The sequence below is a fragment of the Sphingobium sp. R-21 genome (genome assembly GCF_049913335.1).
Taxonomy (GTDB): Bacteria; Pseudomonadota; Alphaproteobacteria; order Sphingomonadales; family Sphingomonadaceae; genus Sphingobium.
In genome coordinates this window covers 1,894,303-1,909,232 of record NZ_CP184374.1, presented here as the reverse complement: position 1 = coordinate 1,909,232, position 14,930 = coordinate 1,894,303, and the positions used below count along the sequence as shown (strand labels likewise).

The window sequence follows — 14,930 nt, the reverse complement described above, 5'->3', positions numbered from 1 at the left end:
GTCATCGGCATTGCGTCGCAGGGAGCCAGAGGGCAAAGGCGAACGGCCCTTCAGACCGGAGCATGCGCATGAAAGACCTGATCGCCTTCGACCTTGACGGAACGCTGGCGGAGAGCAAGCAGCCGCTGGGCGAGCCGATGGGCGACGCGCTGGCGCGGTTGTTGCAGGTGGCGCATGTCGCGGTGATTTCCGGCGGCGACTGGCCGCAATTCGACAAGCAGGTGGCGAGCCGACTGCCGGAGCGTGCCGACCGTTCGCGCCTGTGGCTGATGCCGACGACGGGCACCAAGCTGTACACCCATCGCGAAGGGCAGTGGGCGCCGGTCTATGCCGAGCTGTTCGAGGAGGCGCAGAAGCAGGCGATCCTGGCCGCGTTCGACGCCTCGCTGGAGGCGACGGGCTTCGTGCCGGAAGAGGTGTGGGGCGAACGGATCGAGGATCGCGGCAGCCAGATCACCTTTTCCGCGCTCGGCCAGCAGGCGCCTATCCATGCCAAGGAAATATGGGATCCCGACTTCGCCAAGCGCAAGGTGATCCAGGCCGACCTGCGCCAGCGCCTGCCGGGGCTGTCCATCAACATGGGCGGCGCGACCTCCATCGACATCACGCGGGAGGGGGTGGACAAGGCCTATGGCCTCAAAAAGCTGCGCGATGCCAGCGGGATCGCGCTGGAGGCGATGATGTTCATCGGCGATGCGATCTTCCCCGGTGGCAACGACTATCCGGCCAAGGAGCTGGGGCTGGATACGGTGCGGGTGCGCGATCCGCAGGAAACGCTGGCGGTGATCGACGCGATCGTCGCCTGCCAGAAATAGGGCATGAACATCCCCCTCCCTCGGGCAGGAGGGACGGGGCGGGATCACCGGCGGCTGAACCCGTAGCGTGCGAGAATATCCTGTCCCGCCCGCGACAGCAGGAAGCGGCGGAAGCCTTCCGCCTCCGGGTTCCGGCTCGCGCTCAGGCGGGCGAGCGGATAGCGGATCGGCGCGTGGCTGCCCGCCGGAAAGCTGTCGACCAGCACAACCGCCTTCGATGCCCGGGCGTCGGTCGCATAGACGATGCCCAGCCGGGCTTCGCCCCGTTCCACCAGGGTCAGCGCGGATCGCACATTGTCGCCCAGCGCCAGCCGGTTCGCGACGTCGGGCCAGACGCCCAGCGCGGTCAGCGCGGCCCTGCCATATTTGCCCGCGGGCACGCTGTCGGGATTGGCCATGGCCAGCCGCGAGCCGCCCAGCGCCCTGGCGATCGGCATGCCGCGCGTGATCCGAAGCCGCAGCGGCGCGCGCGCCGGGGCGATCAGCACCAGGCGGTTGCCCGCCATGTCGGCCCTGCTGCCGCGCTGGACGAAGCCGGCCTTCTCCACATCGTCCATCCACTCTTCATCGGCCGAGACGAACAGGTCGGCCGGGGCGCCGCTCCTGATCTGCCGCGCCAGGGCGGAGGAGGCGGCGAAGGACAGGACCGGCCGGGCATGGCGCTGGGCTGCCCAGGCATTGGCGGCGGCGGTCATCGCCTCCTGCAGGCTGGCGGCGGCCAGCACCAGCGGGCCACGCTGCTGCGCCATGGCTGGCACCCATGATATATGGAAGAATATAGAGATACAGGCGAGAGTGCGGAGAATCAGTTTCGGCATGGCCGCGCTTCTGCCAGATCCGCGCCCATTTGTCTCGTTCTGCCATTGGTCAGGCGGAGGCGCATGAGGATGTTACGACGCCGGCGTGGACGGCAAGGCGTGATCAGCCCGGCTGGCCGGCGATGGAGCGCAGATGTTCCAGCAGGGTGTCGCCATTCGCGGCCCAGGTGAAACGCAGTGCGGCCTGGCGCACCGCCTCCCGTTCGGGCGGCTCGACCAGAATTTCGCTTATGGCGGCAGCCAGCGCTTCGGGTTCGCGGGCGACGATCCGCCCGGCCTCCGGACGGTCGAGCAGTTCGCGCGCGCCGCCGACATCGCTGATCACGATGGGGGTGCCGCAAGCCAGCGCCTCGACCCAGGCATTGGCGAGGCCTTCGGACGAGGAGGGAAGCGCCATGACGTCGGCCGCGGCATAGATGCGCGGCAGACGGTCGTGCGGAACCGACCCCAGAAAGCCGATGCGCCGGTCGACGCCGAGCTCCTCCGCCTGCTTTTCCAGCGCCCGGCGATATTGCCCCTGTCCGGCGAACAGCAGCGTGACGCCCGGCAGTTGCGGCAGTGCGCGGACGAGCAACTCCTGCCCCTTGCGGGGAATGAGCGCGCCGACGCACAGCACCACCGGCCCTTCGAAACCCAGGCTTTCCTTGGCAGCGGCGCGATCGCTTATTTCGAAGCGATCAAGGTCGACGCCGGTATAATGAACCCGGATCTTGTCGGCATCGATGCCCATGTGCGCCATCGATCGGCGCATCGCACCCGACACGGCAAGCAGTCCGGCGGCATCGTCGGCGGCGCGCTTCACCATCTTGCGCGTGCCTTTGCGCGTGCCCCAATAATGGATGTCGGCGCCGCGGGCCTTCACCGAATAGGGAATGCCGAGCGCGCGGGACAGGCGCTGCGCCACCGGGCCGTCGGGGAAGAAGAAGCTGGCGTCGATGACGTCGAAGGGCTGCTGCGCATGGAGGTGCCTGACCAGCGGCAATATGGCGCGCGTCATGCTGTGGACGTTGAAACGGCCGCCGAATTTGGGAACGATCGGGAAGACCGGGCGGTGGACGGTCAGGTCCTGCCATCTCTCCTTGGCCGGCAGGGCGCGCAGGGCGGCGTAGCGCTTCGCCATCGACAGCGGCCATGGCGGAATGCCGAGCGGCGCGACTACGGTGACGCTGACGCCGTCCCGGCTCGCCAGTTCGCGTGCCTGCCGTTCCACGAAGACCCCGAAATTCGGGCGGCTCATGTCCGGGAACAGGGTCGACAGCATCAGGACGTTCAGGGTCATCGCATCCAACTATCTCTTTTTCCCGCATTGTCCGAATCGTCAGGCAAGGCGGCCTGACGTGAAAATGCATGGGCGGATCTGTTTTCGGCAGACATGATCAGGACAGGGTTAAGGATGAAACCGCCTTTGTCTACAGTCGTCTGACCAGTTGGACCGCCACGGCGCCCCAAGGTGGATCACTTATCACCTGCTGGCGCGTGCCGCTGCCCAGCGGGAGGATGTGCAGCCGGTCATCCTCCCGCCCGATCAGCCGCCCGAACAGGAAGCGTCCGGCGTGGCGCGGCAGCAGCAGGTCGCGGTTCAGCACGCTGGAAAATTCCTCCGGCGTGATGCGGCGGCACCAGATTTCATCACCGCTGCGGTAATCCCCGATGCTGCCCGACACCTGCACGCCCAGCATCGCATCGGCCGGGGCGGGCGGGGGAAGCGAGAGCGGGCGGGTCGGCGCGCGGGCGCCCTCCGGGCCCAGCAGAGCGGCGACGGGAACCACATTCTGGCCGGGCAGGGCGACCAGTTCGGAAGAGGCGACGCCCAGTGCCTGGGCGATGCGGTTCAGCCAGTTGACCGATACGGTTCGGGTGCCGGTTTCCAGGCGGCCGATGGTCTGGGCTGTGGTGGGCGGGATGCACAGGGCGCCGACTTGTTCCAGCGTCAGCCCCTTGGCCTTGCGTACCTCCCGGATACGGGTGATCATGATATGTCCTGCTTTACCTATTTGGTTTTAATGCTTTCCTACAAACAGGCTGGCATGGCAAGCCCCCGCTTCCGATTCCTGCAGGGAGAAGCGCCATGGCCACGCAATGCATCGAACAGACCATAGAGGATCCCTTTGGCCGCGCGCAGAAGGTCGCGGTCAACCTGCACGAATCGCCGCTCGCCTGGCTGCATGCGCGGGGGCATTTGAGCGAGCGGCATTATCTTGCCGGGGACAGGCTGCGGGGCGATTGGGAAAAGGCGGGACTGGGGCCGCGCGTCACGATGCGCTGGGATGCTGCGCCGGGGCGGCAGCGCGGTGGCGCAGCGGCGGCCGAGCCGGGCCTGGCGCAATTGTCCGCCCGGGAGCGATTCGACGGTGCGATTCGCGCTGCGGGTCCGGGCCTGGCCGACGTGCTGTGGCGGGTCGTCTGCGCGGGTGAGGGATTGAGTGCGGCGGAAAGGGCGCTGGGCTGGCCGACGCGCGCCGGCAAGCTGGTGCTGACGCTGGCGCTGGATCGCGTGGCGGCATGGTACCGCATCAGCTGAAGCGATTTCCGGGCGATCTGGTTCAATCAGATCGAAATCTGCCCCTGGAGAAACAGGAAAGGGGCGCTGACCGAGTTCCGGCAGCGCCCCTTTTCCGCGATGGTCGCGGGTGTCGCCAGCCTGCTTACTGGGCGCGCGGCGCCGCCGCCGCAGCATTGGCGGGCAAGCCGCCGAGCTGCGTCACCAGCTTGGTATAGGCGTCCAGATAGGCGAGCACGATCACCTGGCCGATCTCCGTATTCTGGTAGCCGCCGCCGCCGGCCGCGGCGAAACCGCCCCACCAGCCCGCGCCGCCGCCGCCGCCGAAGCTCAGGTCCGACTTGCGGGCATAGCCCTCGGTCAGCGCCTCTTCCTCGGTCGTGCGGGCGTTGACGATCGACAGCGTCACATTGGCCTCGCTCTTCTTGATCGAGATGCCGCCAGCGAGCGCGCCGAAGGTGCGGCCGCCCAGCATTCCGCCCAGCATTCCACCCAGCGCGTTGCCGCCTGAATTCTTGTTGGAGGAGACGATGTCGGGCTGAAGATAATAGTCAGCCGCCTTCACCTGTCCCTTGCCCAGGTTCGACCCGGCCTGAAGCTCGCCGGAGTCGGCCATGGCGCGCTCCATATTGCGGCTGGCCATGGCGCGGCCGCGATTGACGATGCCGAAGCAGCCCGACTGCTGGATGAACACCTTGAGGATCGCCTCCGGGCTGCCCAGGTTCAGTTCCCGCCACCACTGGTTGTCCGGCTCGACGATCGCCACCGTGCCGAGGCGCCGGGTGCAATGAGGAATTTCGGCGGTTTTCTTCGCCTGCTGCTGGCGGGCGGACGAACCCTTGTCGGCGGCCATCGCCGGAGAAGCCACGACAGCCAGGCCGGCTGCGGCAGCGATGAACTTCGCGAACACACGCATTGTCATGCACCCCTGAAAGTTGCTGAACTGGTTTTGATTTGTAGCGCCCCGATATTGGACCCATCCTCTAGCACAACCGCGCAGACGCGCAAGCAATGCAAACGGTTATCGCCGCCATAGCCTTAACGGGCGGGCTCACGGCGAGAGCCTGCTGACAGGCCCGCAAATGACTGCTATCGGCGCGGGCCATGACCGACCTTTCGCACATCCGCAACTTTTCGATCATCGCCCATATCGACCATGGCAAGTCGACCCTGGCCGACCGCCTGATCCAGCGCACCGGGGGCCTGACCGACCGCGAGATGAGCGCGCAGGTGCTCGACAACATGGATATCGAGAAGGAGCGCGGCATCACCATCAAGGCGCAGACCGTGCGCCTCGACTATGTCGCGAAAAACGGTGAGACCTACGAACTGAACCTGATGGACACGCCGGGCCATGTCGACTTCGCCTATGAGGTGAGCCGATCGCTCGCCGCGTGCGAGGGCGCGCTGCTGGTGGTGGACGCCGCGCAGGGGGTGGAGGCGCAGACGCTCGCCAATGTCTACCAGTCGATCGAGCATGATCATGAGATCGTGCCCGTCATCAACAAGATCGACCTGCCCGCCGCCGAGCCGGAGAAGGTGAAGGCGGAGATCGAGGAAGTGATCGGCCTCGACGCATCGGAGGCGGTGCTGGCGAGCGCCAAGGCCGGGATCGGCATTGACGACATATTGGAAGCGGTGGTCGCCAAGATCCCCGCGCCCAAGGGCGATCGCGAAGCGCCGCTGGAGGCGATGCTGGTCGACAGCTGGTACGACCCCTATCTGGGCGTCGTCATCCTGGTGCGCGTCGTCAACGGCGTGATCAAGAAGGGCCAGAACATCAAGTTCATGATCGGCGGCACCGAGCATCTGATCGACCGTGTCGGCTGCTTCCGGCCGAAGATCGAGCAACTGAGCGAGCTGGGGCCGGGCGAGATCGGCTTCATCACCGCGCAGATCAAGGATATCAGCCAGACCCGCGTCGGCGACACCATCACCACGGTCAAGAATCCGGCGAAGGAGCCGCTGCCCGGCTTCAAGGAAGTGCAGCCGGTGGTTTTCTGCGGCCTGTTCCCGGTGGACGCCAATGATTTCGAGAAGCTGCGCGAATCGATCTCCAAGCTGCGGCTGAACGATGCCAGCTTCTCCTTCGAGATGGAGACGTCGGCGGCCCTGGGTTTCGGCTTCCGCTGCGGCTTCCTGGGGCTGCTGCACCTGGAGATCATCCAGGAGCGGTTGAGCCGTGAATATGACCTGGACCTCATCACCACCGCGCCGTCGGTCGTGTACGAAATCCACATGAACGACGGGACGATCCGGCACCTGCACAATCCGGCGGACATGCCCGACGCCAACCATATCGACTATATCGAGGAGCCGTGGATCGAGGCGGTGATCTATTGCCCCGACGAATATCTGGGTTCGATCCTGAAGCTGTGCCAGGATCGGCGCGGCATCCAGAAGAACCTGACCTATGTCGGCGGGCGCGCCCAGGTGACCTATGAACTGCCGCTCAACGAGGTGGTGTTCGATTTCTACGACCGGCTGAAGTCGATTTCGCGCGGCTATGCCAGCTTCGACTATCACCAGATCGGGGCGCGGGAAGGCGACCTGGTCAAGATGAGCATCCTCGTCAACAATGAGCCGGTCGACGCGCTCAGCATGATCGTCCACCGTGGCACCGCCGAATCGCGCGGGCGCGGCATGTGCGAACGGTTGAAGGACCTGATCCCCCGGCACCTGTTCAAGATTCCGATCCAGGCGGCGATCGGCGGCAAGGTGATCGCGCGCGAGACGATCGCGGCGATGCGGAAGGATGTGACAGCGAAATGCTATGGCGGCGACATCACGCGCAAGAAGAAGCTGCTGGAGAAGCAGAAGGAAGGCAAGAAGCGGATGCGGGAATATGGCTCGGTCCAGATTCCCCAGGAAGCGTTCATCGCCGCGCTGCGCATGGGGGATGACAGCTAGGCTGTTCCTTCCGCCGCCAGACGGTTGCAGTTGCAGTGTCCCGCGCCCTTGACGGCAGCGGGGCGTCCATGGTCAATGCAGGCGGCAAGCTATAGGAAACCGGCATGAGCGAGACATGGCTGTATGATGAGCATCCCGCGATGTTCCGCGCCCATCCCTTCCTGTTCATCCTGCTGCTGATTTCCGTTGTCGGCATCCTTGCCATCGGCGTGTGGTGGGTGTTGCACAAGGGGGAGCGGCTGGCGCTTTCCGACCGGGAAGTGCTGCTGGAACGGGGTCTGCTCGCCAAGCAGCGGACGGAGATCGCGCTTTCCAGCATCCGCAGCGTACGCATCACCCAGACGCTGGGCCAGCGGATCTTCAACGTCGGCAATGTCGAGCTGTTCAGCGCCGGCGACATGGCGGAAATCGCCATCAAATCCATGCCGCGGCCCGACCGCATCCGGGCGATCGCCGCATCGCGCAACCTCGACCTGCTGCCCCAGCGGTAGGAGATCGGTGAGCAGCCTCTTGACTTGTCCGCATTTATTCCAACGATAGCGCAATAGCGAGAAGGGGCGCGTTGGAGCGCCCACGGCCAGCAGGAAGGACGCCGGAGGAACGCCGGTCCGCAGTGGCGCGGGCAGGCGATAGCAAGGGGTCGTCGTGCATGGGCTTGCGTGTGATGCCGTCGCTGCCAGAACTGACCGCGCAGCAGCAGGACGAGATACGTCAGGCTTGCGGTTTCGCCTGCGTCCGGTGCGGCGTGACCATCTACCGCTATCTTCGCCTGCCCGAAGGTCATGGGGTGACGCTGCTCTGCCCGACCTGTCACGGGCTGGTCGAGGAAGGTCGCCTGACGCCGATGCAGGTGCAGGGGTTCCACGCTAATCCGGTGGTGCGGCAGCGTCATTTCGCGCGGGACCGCCTGCCCTTTTCACCGGATCTGCCATCGCTGATCATGGGCGGATCGCAACTTTTGAGGGATACGCCGATTCCGCTGACGCTGGAGGGAGAGCCGATCCTGATCTTTGCTCCGCCCCGCCGGAGCAATGGCGCGACGCGGATCAGCGTGCGCATGGGCGGCGCGGATGGCGAGCCGGTTCAGGTGGTGAACGGCAATGAATGGATACCGACCGACGGTAGCTGGCATTTCCTGCTGCGCGGCGACCGTTACAGCATGATGGCGGCGCGTGGCGAGGGGCTGGCGGTGCTGCGCATCGTCGCGCGCAACCGGATCGCCGTCGAGCATCTGCGCACCACCATTCGCGGTCGCCGGCTGGAGGTGACGCCGGACTGGCTGGAGATTGACGGCAAGCGCTATGTCGGCCGGATCGGAAGCGGGACGTTGATAGGGCTGGAATGTTGATCAGGCGCGCGCTGCATTCTCGCAGCATGTGATCGACCCTGAGATGCGTGCGCCAGCGAGGAGAGGAGCGCCGGCTCTCGATCTCAACCCTTCTTCTTCTGCTTGCTCCGGTTGAGGGCGACTGCGGCGTGGATCAGCGCCTTGAACGCGTCCGCATCGATCGGCTCATCCTCCCTCAGATCGATGGCGCGGCGCACATTGCCGTCGAGGCTGGCGTTGAACAGGCCCGCCGGGTCCGCCAGCGCCGCGCCCTTCGCGAAGGTCAGCTTGACCACCGCCTTGTAGCTTTCGCCGGTGCAGAGGATGCCGTCATGCGACCAGACAGGAACGCCACGCCATTTCCATTCCTCGACCACCTCGGGATCGGCTTCCCTGATCAGCGCGCGAACATGGGCGAGCGTTTCGCCGCGCCAATCGCCGAGTTCCGCAATGCGTTGGTCGATCAATGCGGAGGGAGTGGGGGTGTCGTTCATCGAGCGGTCCTTTCGCCGGCTGCGCAAGGCGATTTCATCAGCCGGAAGAACGCTTTAGAGCGATTTCCAGGCGATCGGAACCGATCGCTGGTTAAGAAATCGCGGAAAGAAGGAATCCGGAGCGGCGATCTGATTCAATCAGATCGAAACCCGCTTTGGACCGATCGCGGCGAACGAAAATGGCGTAGCGATGGTGCCGGGAGGGGCCTGCCTCCCGGCCCCACCGCTACGCTGCCCTTTGGGGACCACCCGTGGGGACGGCCGGCCGCGATCGGGAGGATTGCGACCGGCACCACATCGAATACGGTTGTGCGTAAAGTTTTATTCCATCGCGATCTTCAGCCGCATCGCGCGGTCGTGATCACCATCTTGCCGTCATAGCTGACCGTCAGCCGGTCGGGGCGGAAATCCATGGTCATCGCCATGCCCGGCGCGCCCCAGCGCAGCGTGCGCGCGCCGGAAGCCCTGAGCATGTCCGCGCCGATCGCCGCACTCGCGGTCTGGCCGATGAAGCGGTCCAGCCCCTCGTTGCGGCATGGCCCTTCAGCGGTGGGTGGAGGCGTGGCGGGCCCCTGGCCGCTCGCGCCCGCACAGGCGGCAAGCAGGGAAAGAAGGGGCAGCACGGCGGTCCGCATCGTCCTGAACTCCTATTGCGTGCGCGTCATCTTGAGACGGCCATTCTTGACCGCGAAGGCCAGGCGCCCCTCGACCAGGTCGACTGCATCGCGACCGAACTGTTCATAGCGCCAGCCTTCCAGTATGGCGAGGTCGTCCCGCACGCCCGCCGCCAGTGCGTCAATGTCGTCGCTGCGGGCGATGAGGCGCGCGGCGACATTGATGTCGCGCGAACGGATTTTCAGCAGCAGCTTCAGAAGGTCCGCCACCAGCGCGCCGTCCTTGCCCAGGCCCGGCCTTTTGGGGTCGCGCTCGGGCATTTCGTCCTTGCCCAGCGGCTTGTGTTCGGCAAGGGCGAGCATCAGGCGGTTGCCGATATCGTTGGTTTTCCAGGTGGCGGACAGGCCGCGCACCTTGCCCAGATCCTCCTGCGTGCGGGGCGGGTGGCTGGCGATGTCGGCCAGCGTCTCGTCCTTGACGATGCGGCCGCGCGGCAGGTTCTTGTCCTGCGCCTCCAACTCGCGCCAGGCGGCAAGCGCCTTGAGCCGGCCCAGCACATCGGCCTTGCGGCTGGCGATGCGCACGCGCTGCCAGGCCTCGTCCGGCTTGTTCTCATAATTGGAGGGGTCGCTGATCCGCTCCATCTCCTGGTCCAGCCAGTCGCCGCGGCCGGTGCGGCGCAGCTCCTCCAGCATCTTGGGGAATATCTGGATCAGGTAAGTGACGTCGCCGATCGCATAATCGATCTGCCGCTTGTCGAGCGGGCGGCGCGCCCAGTCGGTGAAGCGCGCGCCCTTGTCGAGCTGCACGCCGAGCCAGGCGTCGACCAGATTGCCATAGCCGATCTGCTCGCCCAGCCCCAGCGCCATCGCCGCGATCTGCGTGTCGAACATGGGATGGGGCGTCTTGCCGGTCAGGTTGTAGATGATCTCCAGATCCTGCCCGCCCGCATGGAAGACCTTCAGCACATCCTCATTGTCGACCATCAGGTCGAGCAGGGGCGAAAGGTCGAGGCCGGGCGCCTTGGGATCGATGGCCGCCGCCTCATGTTCGTCCGCAACCTGCACCAGGCAGAGATCGGGCCAATAGCTGTTTTCGCGCATGAATTCGGTATCGACCGCAATATAGGGCGATTTGGCGATCCGGGCGCAGAATTGAGCGAGAGTCTTGCTGTCGGTAATCAGCGGATGGATTTGCATATGGTCTTCGATCTTATTATGGGCTGGCCCGTCGCGCACGGGCTCGTCAATGCTTGACAGCACTGCCCATAGCGGCGCCGCAACAATTTGTCATTTCCGTAAAACGAAGCTGAAAGACCAAAAACGCCATGCATGCCTATCGCACCCACACCTGCGGCGCCCTTACGACGGCGGAGGTCGGCAATGAGGTGCGGGTGTCCGGCTGGGTGCATCGCAAGCGGGACCATGGCGACCTGGTCTTCATCGACCTGCGCGACCATTATGGCATGGTGCAGATCGTCACCGAGGTCGACGGCCCGGTGTTCAGGGTGATCGAATCGCTGCGGGCCGAAAGCGTCGTGACGGTGACGGGCAAGGTCGTCGCCCGCGCGCAGGAAGCGGTGAACCCGAACCTGCCCACCGGCGAGATCGAAATCCGCGCTCTGGACGCCGTGCTGCTGTCCGCTGCCGCCGACCTGCCGCTTCCCGTGGCGGGCGAGCAGGAATATCCTGAGGATATCCGCCTGCGCTACCGCTTCCTCGACCTGCGGCGCGAGACGCTGCACGCGAACATCGTCAAGCGCACGCAGATCATCCGCGACATGCGCCGCCGCATGGAGGATGCGGGCTTCACCGAATATTCGACGCCGATCCTGACCGCTTCCTCGCCCGAAGGCGCGCGCGACTTCCTGGTGCCGAGCCGCATCCATGCGGGCAAATTCTACGCGCTGCCGCAGGCGCCGCAGCAGTACAAGCAGCTGTTGATGGTCGCCGGCTTCGACCGTTATTTCCAGATCGCGCCCTGCTTCCGCGACGAAGACCCGCGCGCCGACCGCCTGCCGGGCGAATTCTACCAGCTTGACCTGGAAATGAGCTTCGTCACGCAGGAAGACGTGTGGAACACGATGGAGCCGGTGATCGCCCAGGTGTTCGAGGCGTTCGCCGACGGCAAGCCGGTGACGCCCGCGGGCAGCTTCCCGCGCATTCCCCATGCCGAGGCGATGATGAAATATGGGTCGGACAAGCCTGACCTGCGCAACCCGATCATCATCCAGGACGTGACGGAGCATTTCCACGGCAGCGGCTTCGGCATTTTCGCTTCGCTGGTGGAGAGCGGCAGCGTGATTCGCGCCATTCCCGCGCCGGGTGCGGGTGCGGGCAGCCGCAAATTCTTCGACGACATGAACAATTGGGCGCGCAGCGAAGGCTTTTCGGGGCTGGGCTATATCAACATCAAGGACGGCGTGCCCGGCGGCCCGATCGCCAAGAATCATGGTGAGGAACGGACGGCAAAGCTGATCGAGGCGCTGGGCCTTGGCCCCAATGACGGCGTGTTCTTCGCCGCGGGCAAGGAAAGCCAGGCGGCCAAGCTGGCGGGCCTTGCGCGCATCCGCGTGGGCGAGCAGCTCGACCTGATCGACAAGGATCGTTTCGAGCTGTGCTGGATCGTCGATTTCCCCTTCTACGAATATGACGAGGATACGAAGTCGATCGACTTCGCGCACAACCCCTTCTCCATGCCGCAGGGCGGGCTGGACGCGCTGGAAAACCAGGACCCCCTGAGCCTCAAGGCCTATCAATATGACATGGTCTGCAACGGTTATGAGATCGCTTCGGGTTCGATCCGCAACCAGTCGCCGGAACTGATGGTCAAGGCGTTCGAGAAGGTCGGCCTGTCGCAGCAGGATGTGGAGGAGCGCTTCGGCGGCCTCTATCGCGCCTTCCAATATGGCGCCCCGCCCCATGGCGGCATGGCGGCCGGCGTGGATCGCGTCGTCATGCTGCTGTGCGGGGCGCAGAATCTGCGCGAGATCACGCTGTTCCCGATGAACCAGCGCGCGGAAGACCTGCTGATGGGTGCGCCCAGCGCGGCAGAGTTCAAGCAGTTGCGCGAACTCAACATCCGGGTCGTGGAGCCGCAGGCCAAGGCCTGATTGCCCCGATTTGAGGAAGCTGTGCTCCTGCCCTCGCGGGAGCATGTCGTGCGTGGGGCTTGTCTCTTCTCCTTCCCTTCTATGTAAGGGAGGAGAGGGGACCAGATCATGCTCGACGAACAGATGCTGCCGGACAAGCCGCCGGCCCTGGCGCGCAGCCTGGGCGTGGCGGGCGTGCTGTTCCTGACCCTGTCCGCGACCACCCCGGCATCCTCCGTCTTCGTCATCATTCCCGGCATGTTGCAGGCGGCCGGGACGGGCGCGATCTGGGCGATGATCCTGGCCAGCCTGATCTGCGTCGCCACCGCCTTCATCTATGCCGAGCTCTCCTCCGCCTGGCCGGTGGCGGGCGGGGAATATGTCGCGGTGGCGCAGACGCTGGGCCCCATGGCCGGCTTTGTCATGCTGGGCGTCAATGTCTTCAACAATGTGCTCTTCCCGCCCGTCGCGGCGCTGGGCATCGCCTCGGTCATGGCGACGGTGGTGCCGGGACTCCCCGCCGTGCCGGTCGCCGTCGCGGTGATGATCGGGTCGACGCTGGTGGCGATCCTCAACATCCGCGTGAATGCGGTCATCACCGGGCTGTTCCTGCTGGTCGAGCTGGCGGCGGTGGCGGTGGTGATGGTGCTGGGCTTTGCCGATCATGCGCGGCCGGCGCTGCAATTCCTGACCCATCCAATGGTGGCGACGGGGCAGGGTTTTGCCCCGGCCAGCGCGGCCTCCGTCGGGGTGGCGACGACGATCGCGATCTTCGCGCTCAACGGCTATGGCATGGCGGTCTATTTCGGCGAGGAGATGCACGAGGCGCCGAAAAGGATCGCCCGGACCATCCTCGCCGCCCTGGCGCTCGCGCTGCTGTTCGAAGGGGTGCCGTTGCTGGCGCTGCTGCTGGCGCGGATCGACCTTGCCACCCTGCTGACCGTCGATGATCCCTTTGGCCTGCTGGTGCGGCACCGGGGAAGCGCTGGCCTTTCGGCGCTGGTGTCGGTTGGCATCGTGCTCGCCATCGTCAACGCCATCATCGCCTGCATCCTGGCCTGTGCGCGCTTCTTCTATTCGACGGGGCGGGACCGCGCCTGGATTCCGCGCATCGACGACTGGCTGGTGGCGATCCATCCACGTTTCGATTCGCCCTGGATCGGCACGCTGATCGTCGGCGGGATGGGGACGCTTGCCTGCTTCCTGCCGATGTCGATGCTGCTGGTGCTGAACGGTACGGGGCTGGTGGCGATCTATGGTGGCATCGCGCTGGCCGCCATGGCCGGACGGCGCGGCGGGGCGAGCGCCCATGCGCCCTATCGCATGCCGCTTTATCCGCTTGCGCCGGCCGTCACCCTGCTCGCGCTGGCCTATGTCGTCTGGACGAGCTGGCTGGACGTCGGGGAGGGGCGGCCAGGACTGATTGCAACCGCCGCGCAGATTGCGGGTTCGGTCCTTTGGTATAAGCTCGTGCTTTGCCGCCGTGGCCAATGGAAGGTGCAGACATGACCATCGACCTTGCCGATTATGAGAAGGGCGCGACGTTCAAGGGCGATTATGAGGCGAAGCTGGCCGAATTGCAGCAGCGGCTCGCCAAGATCCAGGTCGCGCACATCATCCACGACCGGCGCAGCGTCATCCTGCTGGAAGGGTGGGACGCAGCGGGCAAGGGCGGCATCATCAAGCGCATGACCGCCGACTGGGATCCGCGCTATTACAAGGTGCACCCCATTTCCGCCCCGACCGAGGAGGAGCGGGACAGGCACTTCCTCTGGCGCTTCTGGACGCGGCTGCCGGCGGGACGCAACATCGCGATCTTCGACCGGAGCTGGTATGGCCGGGTGCTGGTCGAGCGGGTCGAGGGCTTCTGCTCCAAGGGCGAGTGGAAGCGCGCCTATGAGGAGATCAATGCCTTCGAAAAGCAGCAGGTCGATGCCGGGACCAATATCGTCAAGCTGTTCGTCCACATCACCCAGGAAACGCAGGACGAGCAGCTCGCCCAGCGGCTCGACACCCCCTGGAAGCGGTGGAAGACCGGCGCGGACGATTATCGCAACCGCGCCCGGCGGGCCGATTATCTGGACGCCATGCACGACATGTTCCGCAAGACCGACACCAAGGCAGCGCCCTGGCAGGTGATCGACAATAATCACCGCCGGGCGGGACGGATCGCGGCGCTTTCCCATGTCGCCAAGCGATTGGAAAAGCTGGTGCCGATGGATTTTCCCGAAGCCGATCCGGAAGTGGTGAAGCTGGCCGCCAAGGCCTATGGCTACAGGGTGCCATAGAAAAATCTCTTTTAATCAGTGACTTGTAACAAAACTGTCATCAAATGCTAACGGCTCATTTACCATTGGGGG

The 14,930-nt window shown here is 65.2% G+C and carries 15 protein-coding genes; 8 read left to right on the top strand and 7 right to left on the bottom strand.

Going from position 1 to position 14,930, the window contains the following annotated elements; genetic code table 11:
* Positions 1-68 precede the first annotated feature (68 nt).
* A complete protein-coding gene (locus ACN9MX_RS09135; RefSeq protein ID WP_363753330.1) occupies positions 69-815 on the top strand; it encodes an HAD-IIB family hydrolase in 747 nt (248 codons plus the stop codon).
* A 44-nt stretch (positions 816-859) separates the two neighbouring features.
* Here the strand turns inward: ACN9MX_RS09135 and modA are convergent, their stop codons facing one another.
* The 3 genes from modA to ACN9MX_RS09120 all read right to left on the bottom strand — a co-directional run bounded on the left by modA (position 860) and on the right by ACN9MX_RS09120 (position 3,606).
* Positions 860-1,633: a molybdate ABC transporter substrate-binding protein gene (modA, locus tag ACN9MX_RS09130; protein WP_426386727.1), complete on the bottom strand. Its 774-nt coding sequence runs from the start codon at positions 1,631-1,633 to the stop codon at positions 860-862.
* Positions 1,634-1,736: 103 nt separating this feature from the next.
* Positions 1,737-2,912 (bottom strand): glycosyltransferase, encoded by a 1,176-nt coding sequence (locus ACN9MX_RS09125; RefSeq protein ID WP_426386726.1) that lies wholly within the window; start codon positions 2,910-2,912, stop codon positions 1,737-1,739.
* Positions 2,913-3,042: 130 nt separating this feature from the next.
* Positions 3,043-3,606, bottom strand: a complete 564-nt coding sequence (locus ACN9MX_RS09120) for a helix-turn-helix domain-containing protein (RefSeq protein WP_133653944.1) — start codon at positions 3,604-3,606, stop codon at positions 3,043-3,045.
* Between the two features lie 95 nt (positions 3,607-3,701).
* Here ACN9MX_RS09120 and ACN9MX_RS09115 point away from each other — a divergent pair, with 95 nt between their 5' ends.
* Complete coding sequence (locus ACN9MX_RS09115) at positions 3,702-4,154, top strand: DUF6456 domain-containing protein (RefSeq protein WP_363738061.1); 453 nt, start codon at positions 3,702-3,704, stop codon at positions 4,152-4,154.
* 124 nt (positions 4,155-4,278) lie between these two features.
* On the opposite strand, the gene ACN9MX_RS09110 is transcribed toward ACN9MX_RS09115, so the two are convergent.
* Positions 4,279-5,049 (bottom strand): CsgG/HfaB family protein, encoded by a 771-nt coding sequence (locus ACN9MX_RS09110; RefSeq protein ID WP_363738063.1) that lies wholly within the window; start codon positions 5,047-5,049, stop codon positions 4,279-4,281.
* Positions 5,050-5,237: 188 nt separating this feature from the next.
* Here ACN9MX_RS09110 and lepA point away from each other — a divergent pair, with 188 nt between their 5' ends.
* The 3 genes from lepA to ACN9MX_RS09095 all read left to right on the top strand — a co-directional run bounded on the left by lepA (position 5,238) and on the right by ACN9MX_RS09095 (position 8,391).
* Complete coding sequence (gene lepA, locus ACN9MX_RS09105) at positions 5,238-7,043, top strand: translation elongation factor 4 (protein WP_363738065.1); 1,806 nt, start codon at positions 5,238-5,240, stop codon at positions 7,041-7,043.
* 104 nt (positions 7,044-7,147) lie between these two features.
* A complete protein-coding gene (locus tag ACN9MX_RS09100) occupies positions 7,148-7,534 on the top strand; it encodes a PH domain-containing protein (RefSeq protein WP_044660367.1) in 387 nt (128 codons plus the stop codon).
* 173 nt (positions 7,535-7,707) lie between these two features.
* Positions 7,708-8,391 (top strand): hypothetical protein, encoded by a 684-nt coding sequence (locus ACN9MX_RS09095; protein WP_363738237.1) that lies wholly within the window; start codon positions 7,708-7,710, stop codon positions 8,389-8,391.
* A gap of 83 nt (positions 8,392-8,474) precedes the next feature.
* Here ACN9MX_RS09095 and ACN9MX_RS09090 read toward each other — a convergent pair whose 3' ends face one another.
* The 3 genes from ACN9MX_RS09090 to rnd form a co-directional block, all read right to left on the bottom strand.
* Positions 8,475-8,864 (bottom strand): DUF1801 domain-containing protein, encoded by a 390-nt coding sequence (locus ACN9MX_RS09090; protein WP_363738067.1) that lies wholly within the window; start codon positions 8,862-8,864, stop codon positions 8,475-8,477.
* 338 nt (positions 8,865-9,202) lie between these two features.
* Positions 9,203-9,499, bottom strand: coding sequence for an I78 family peptidase inhibitor (locus ACN9MX_RS09085; RefSeq protein ID WP_363738069.1), 297 nt, complete (start codon positions 9,497-9,499; stop codon positions 9,203-9,205).
* A 12-nt stretch (positions 9,500-9,511) separates the two neighbouring features.
* Positions 9,512-10,678, bottom strand: a complete 1,167-nt coding sequence (gene rnd, locus ACN9MX_RS09080; RefSeq protein ID WP_133653938.1) for a ribonuclease D — start codon at positions 10,676-10,678, stop codon at positions 9,512-9,514.
* A 128-nt stretch (positions 10,679-10,806) separates the two neighbouring features.
* Between rnd and aspS the strand changes: the two genes are divergently transcribed.
* The 3 genes from aspS (at position 10,807) to ACN9MX_RS09065 (ending at position 14,858) form a co-directional block, all read left to right on the top strand.
* Complete coding sequence (gene aspS, locus ACN9MX_RS09075; RefSeq protein WP_363753313.1) at positions 10,807-12,591, top strand: aspartate--tRNA ligase; 1,785 nt, start codon at positions 10,807-10,809, stop codon at positions 12,589-12,591.
* A gap of 108 nt (positions 12,592-12,699) precedes the next feature.
* Positions 12,700-14,079: an APC family permease gene (locus tag ACN9MX_RS09070; protein WP_363753310.1), complete on the top strand. Its 1,380-nt coding sequence runs from the start codon at positions 12,700-12,702 to the stop codon at positions 14,077-14,079.
* Positions 14,076-14,858, top strand: coding sequence for a polyphosphate kinase 2 family protein (locus ACN9MX_RS09065; protein WP_426386724.1), 783 nt, complete (start codon positions 14,076-14,078; stop codon positions 14,856-14,858). The genes ACN9MX_RS09070 and ACN9MX_RS09065 overlap by 4 nt, the downstream gene beginning before the upstream one ends.
* Positions 14,859-14,930: the final 72 nt, after the last annotated feature.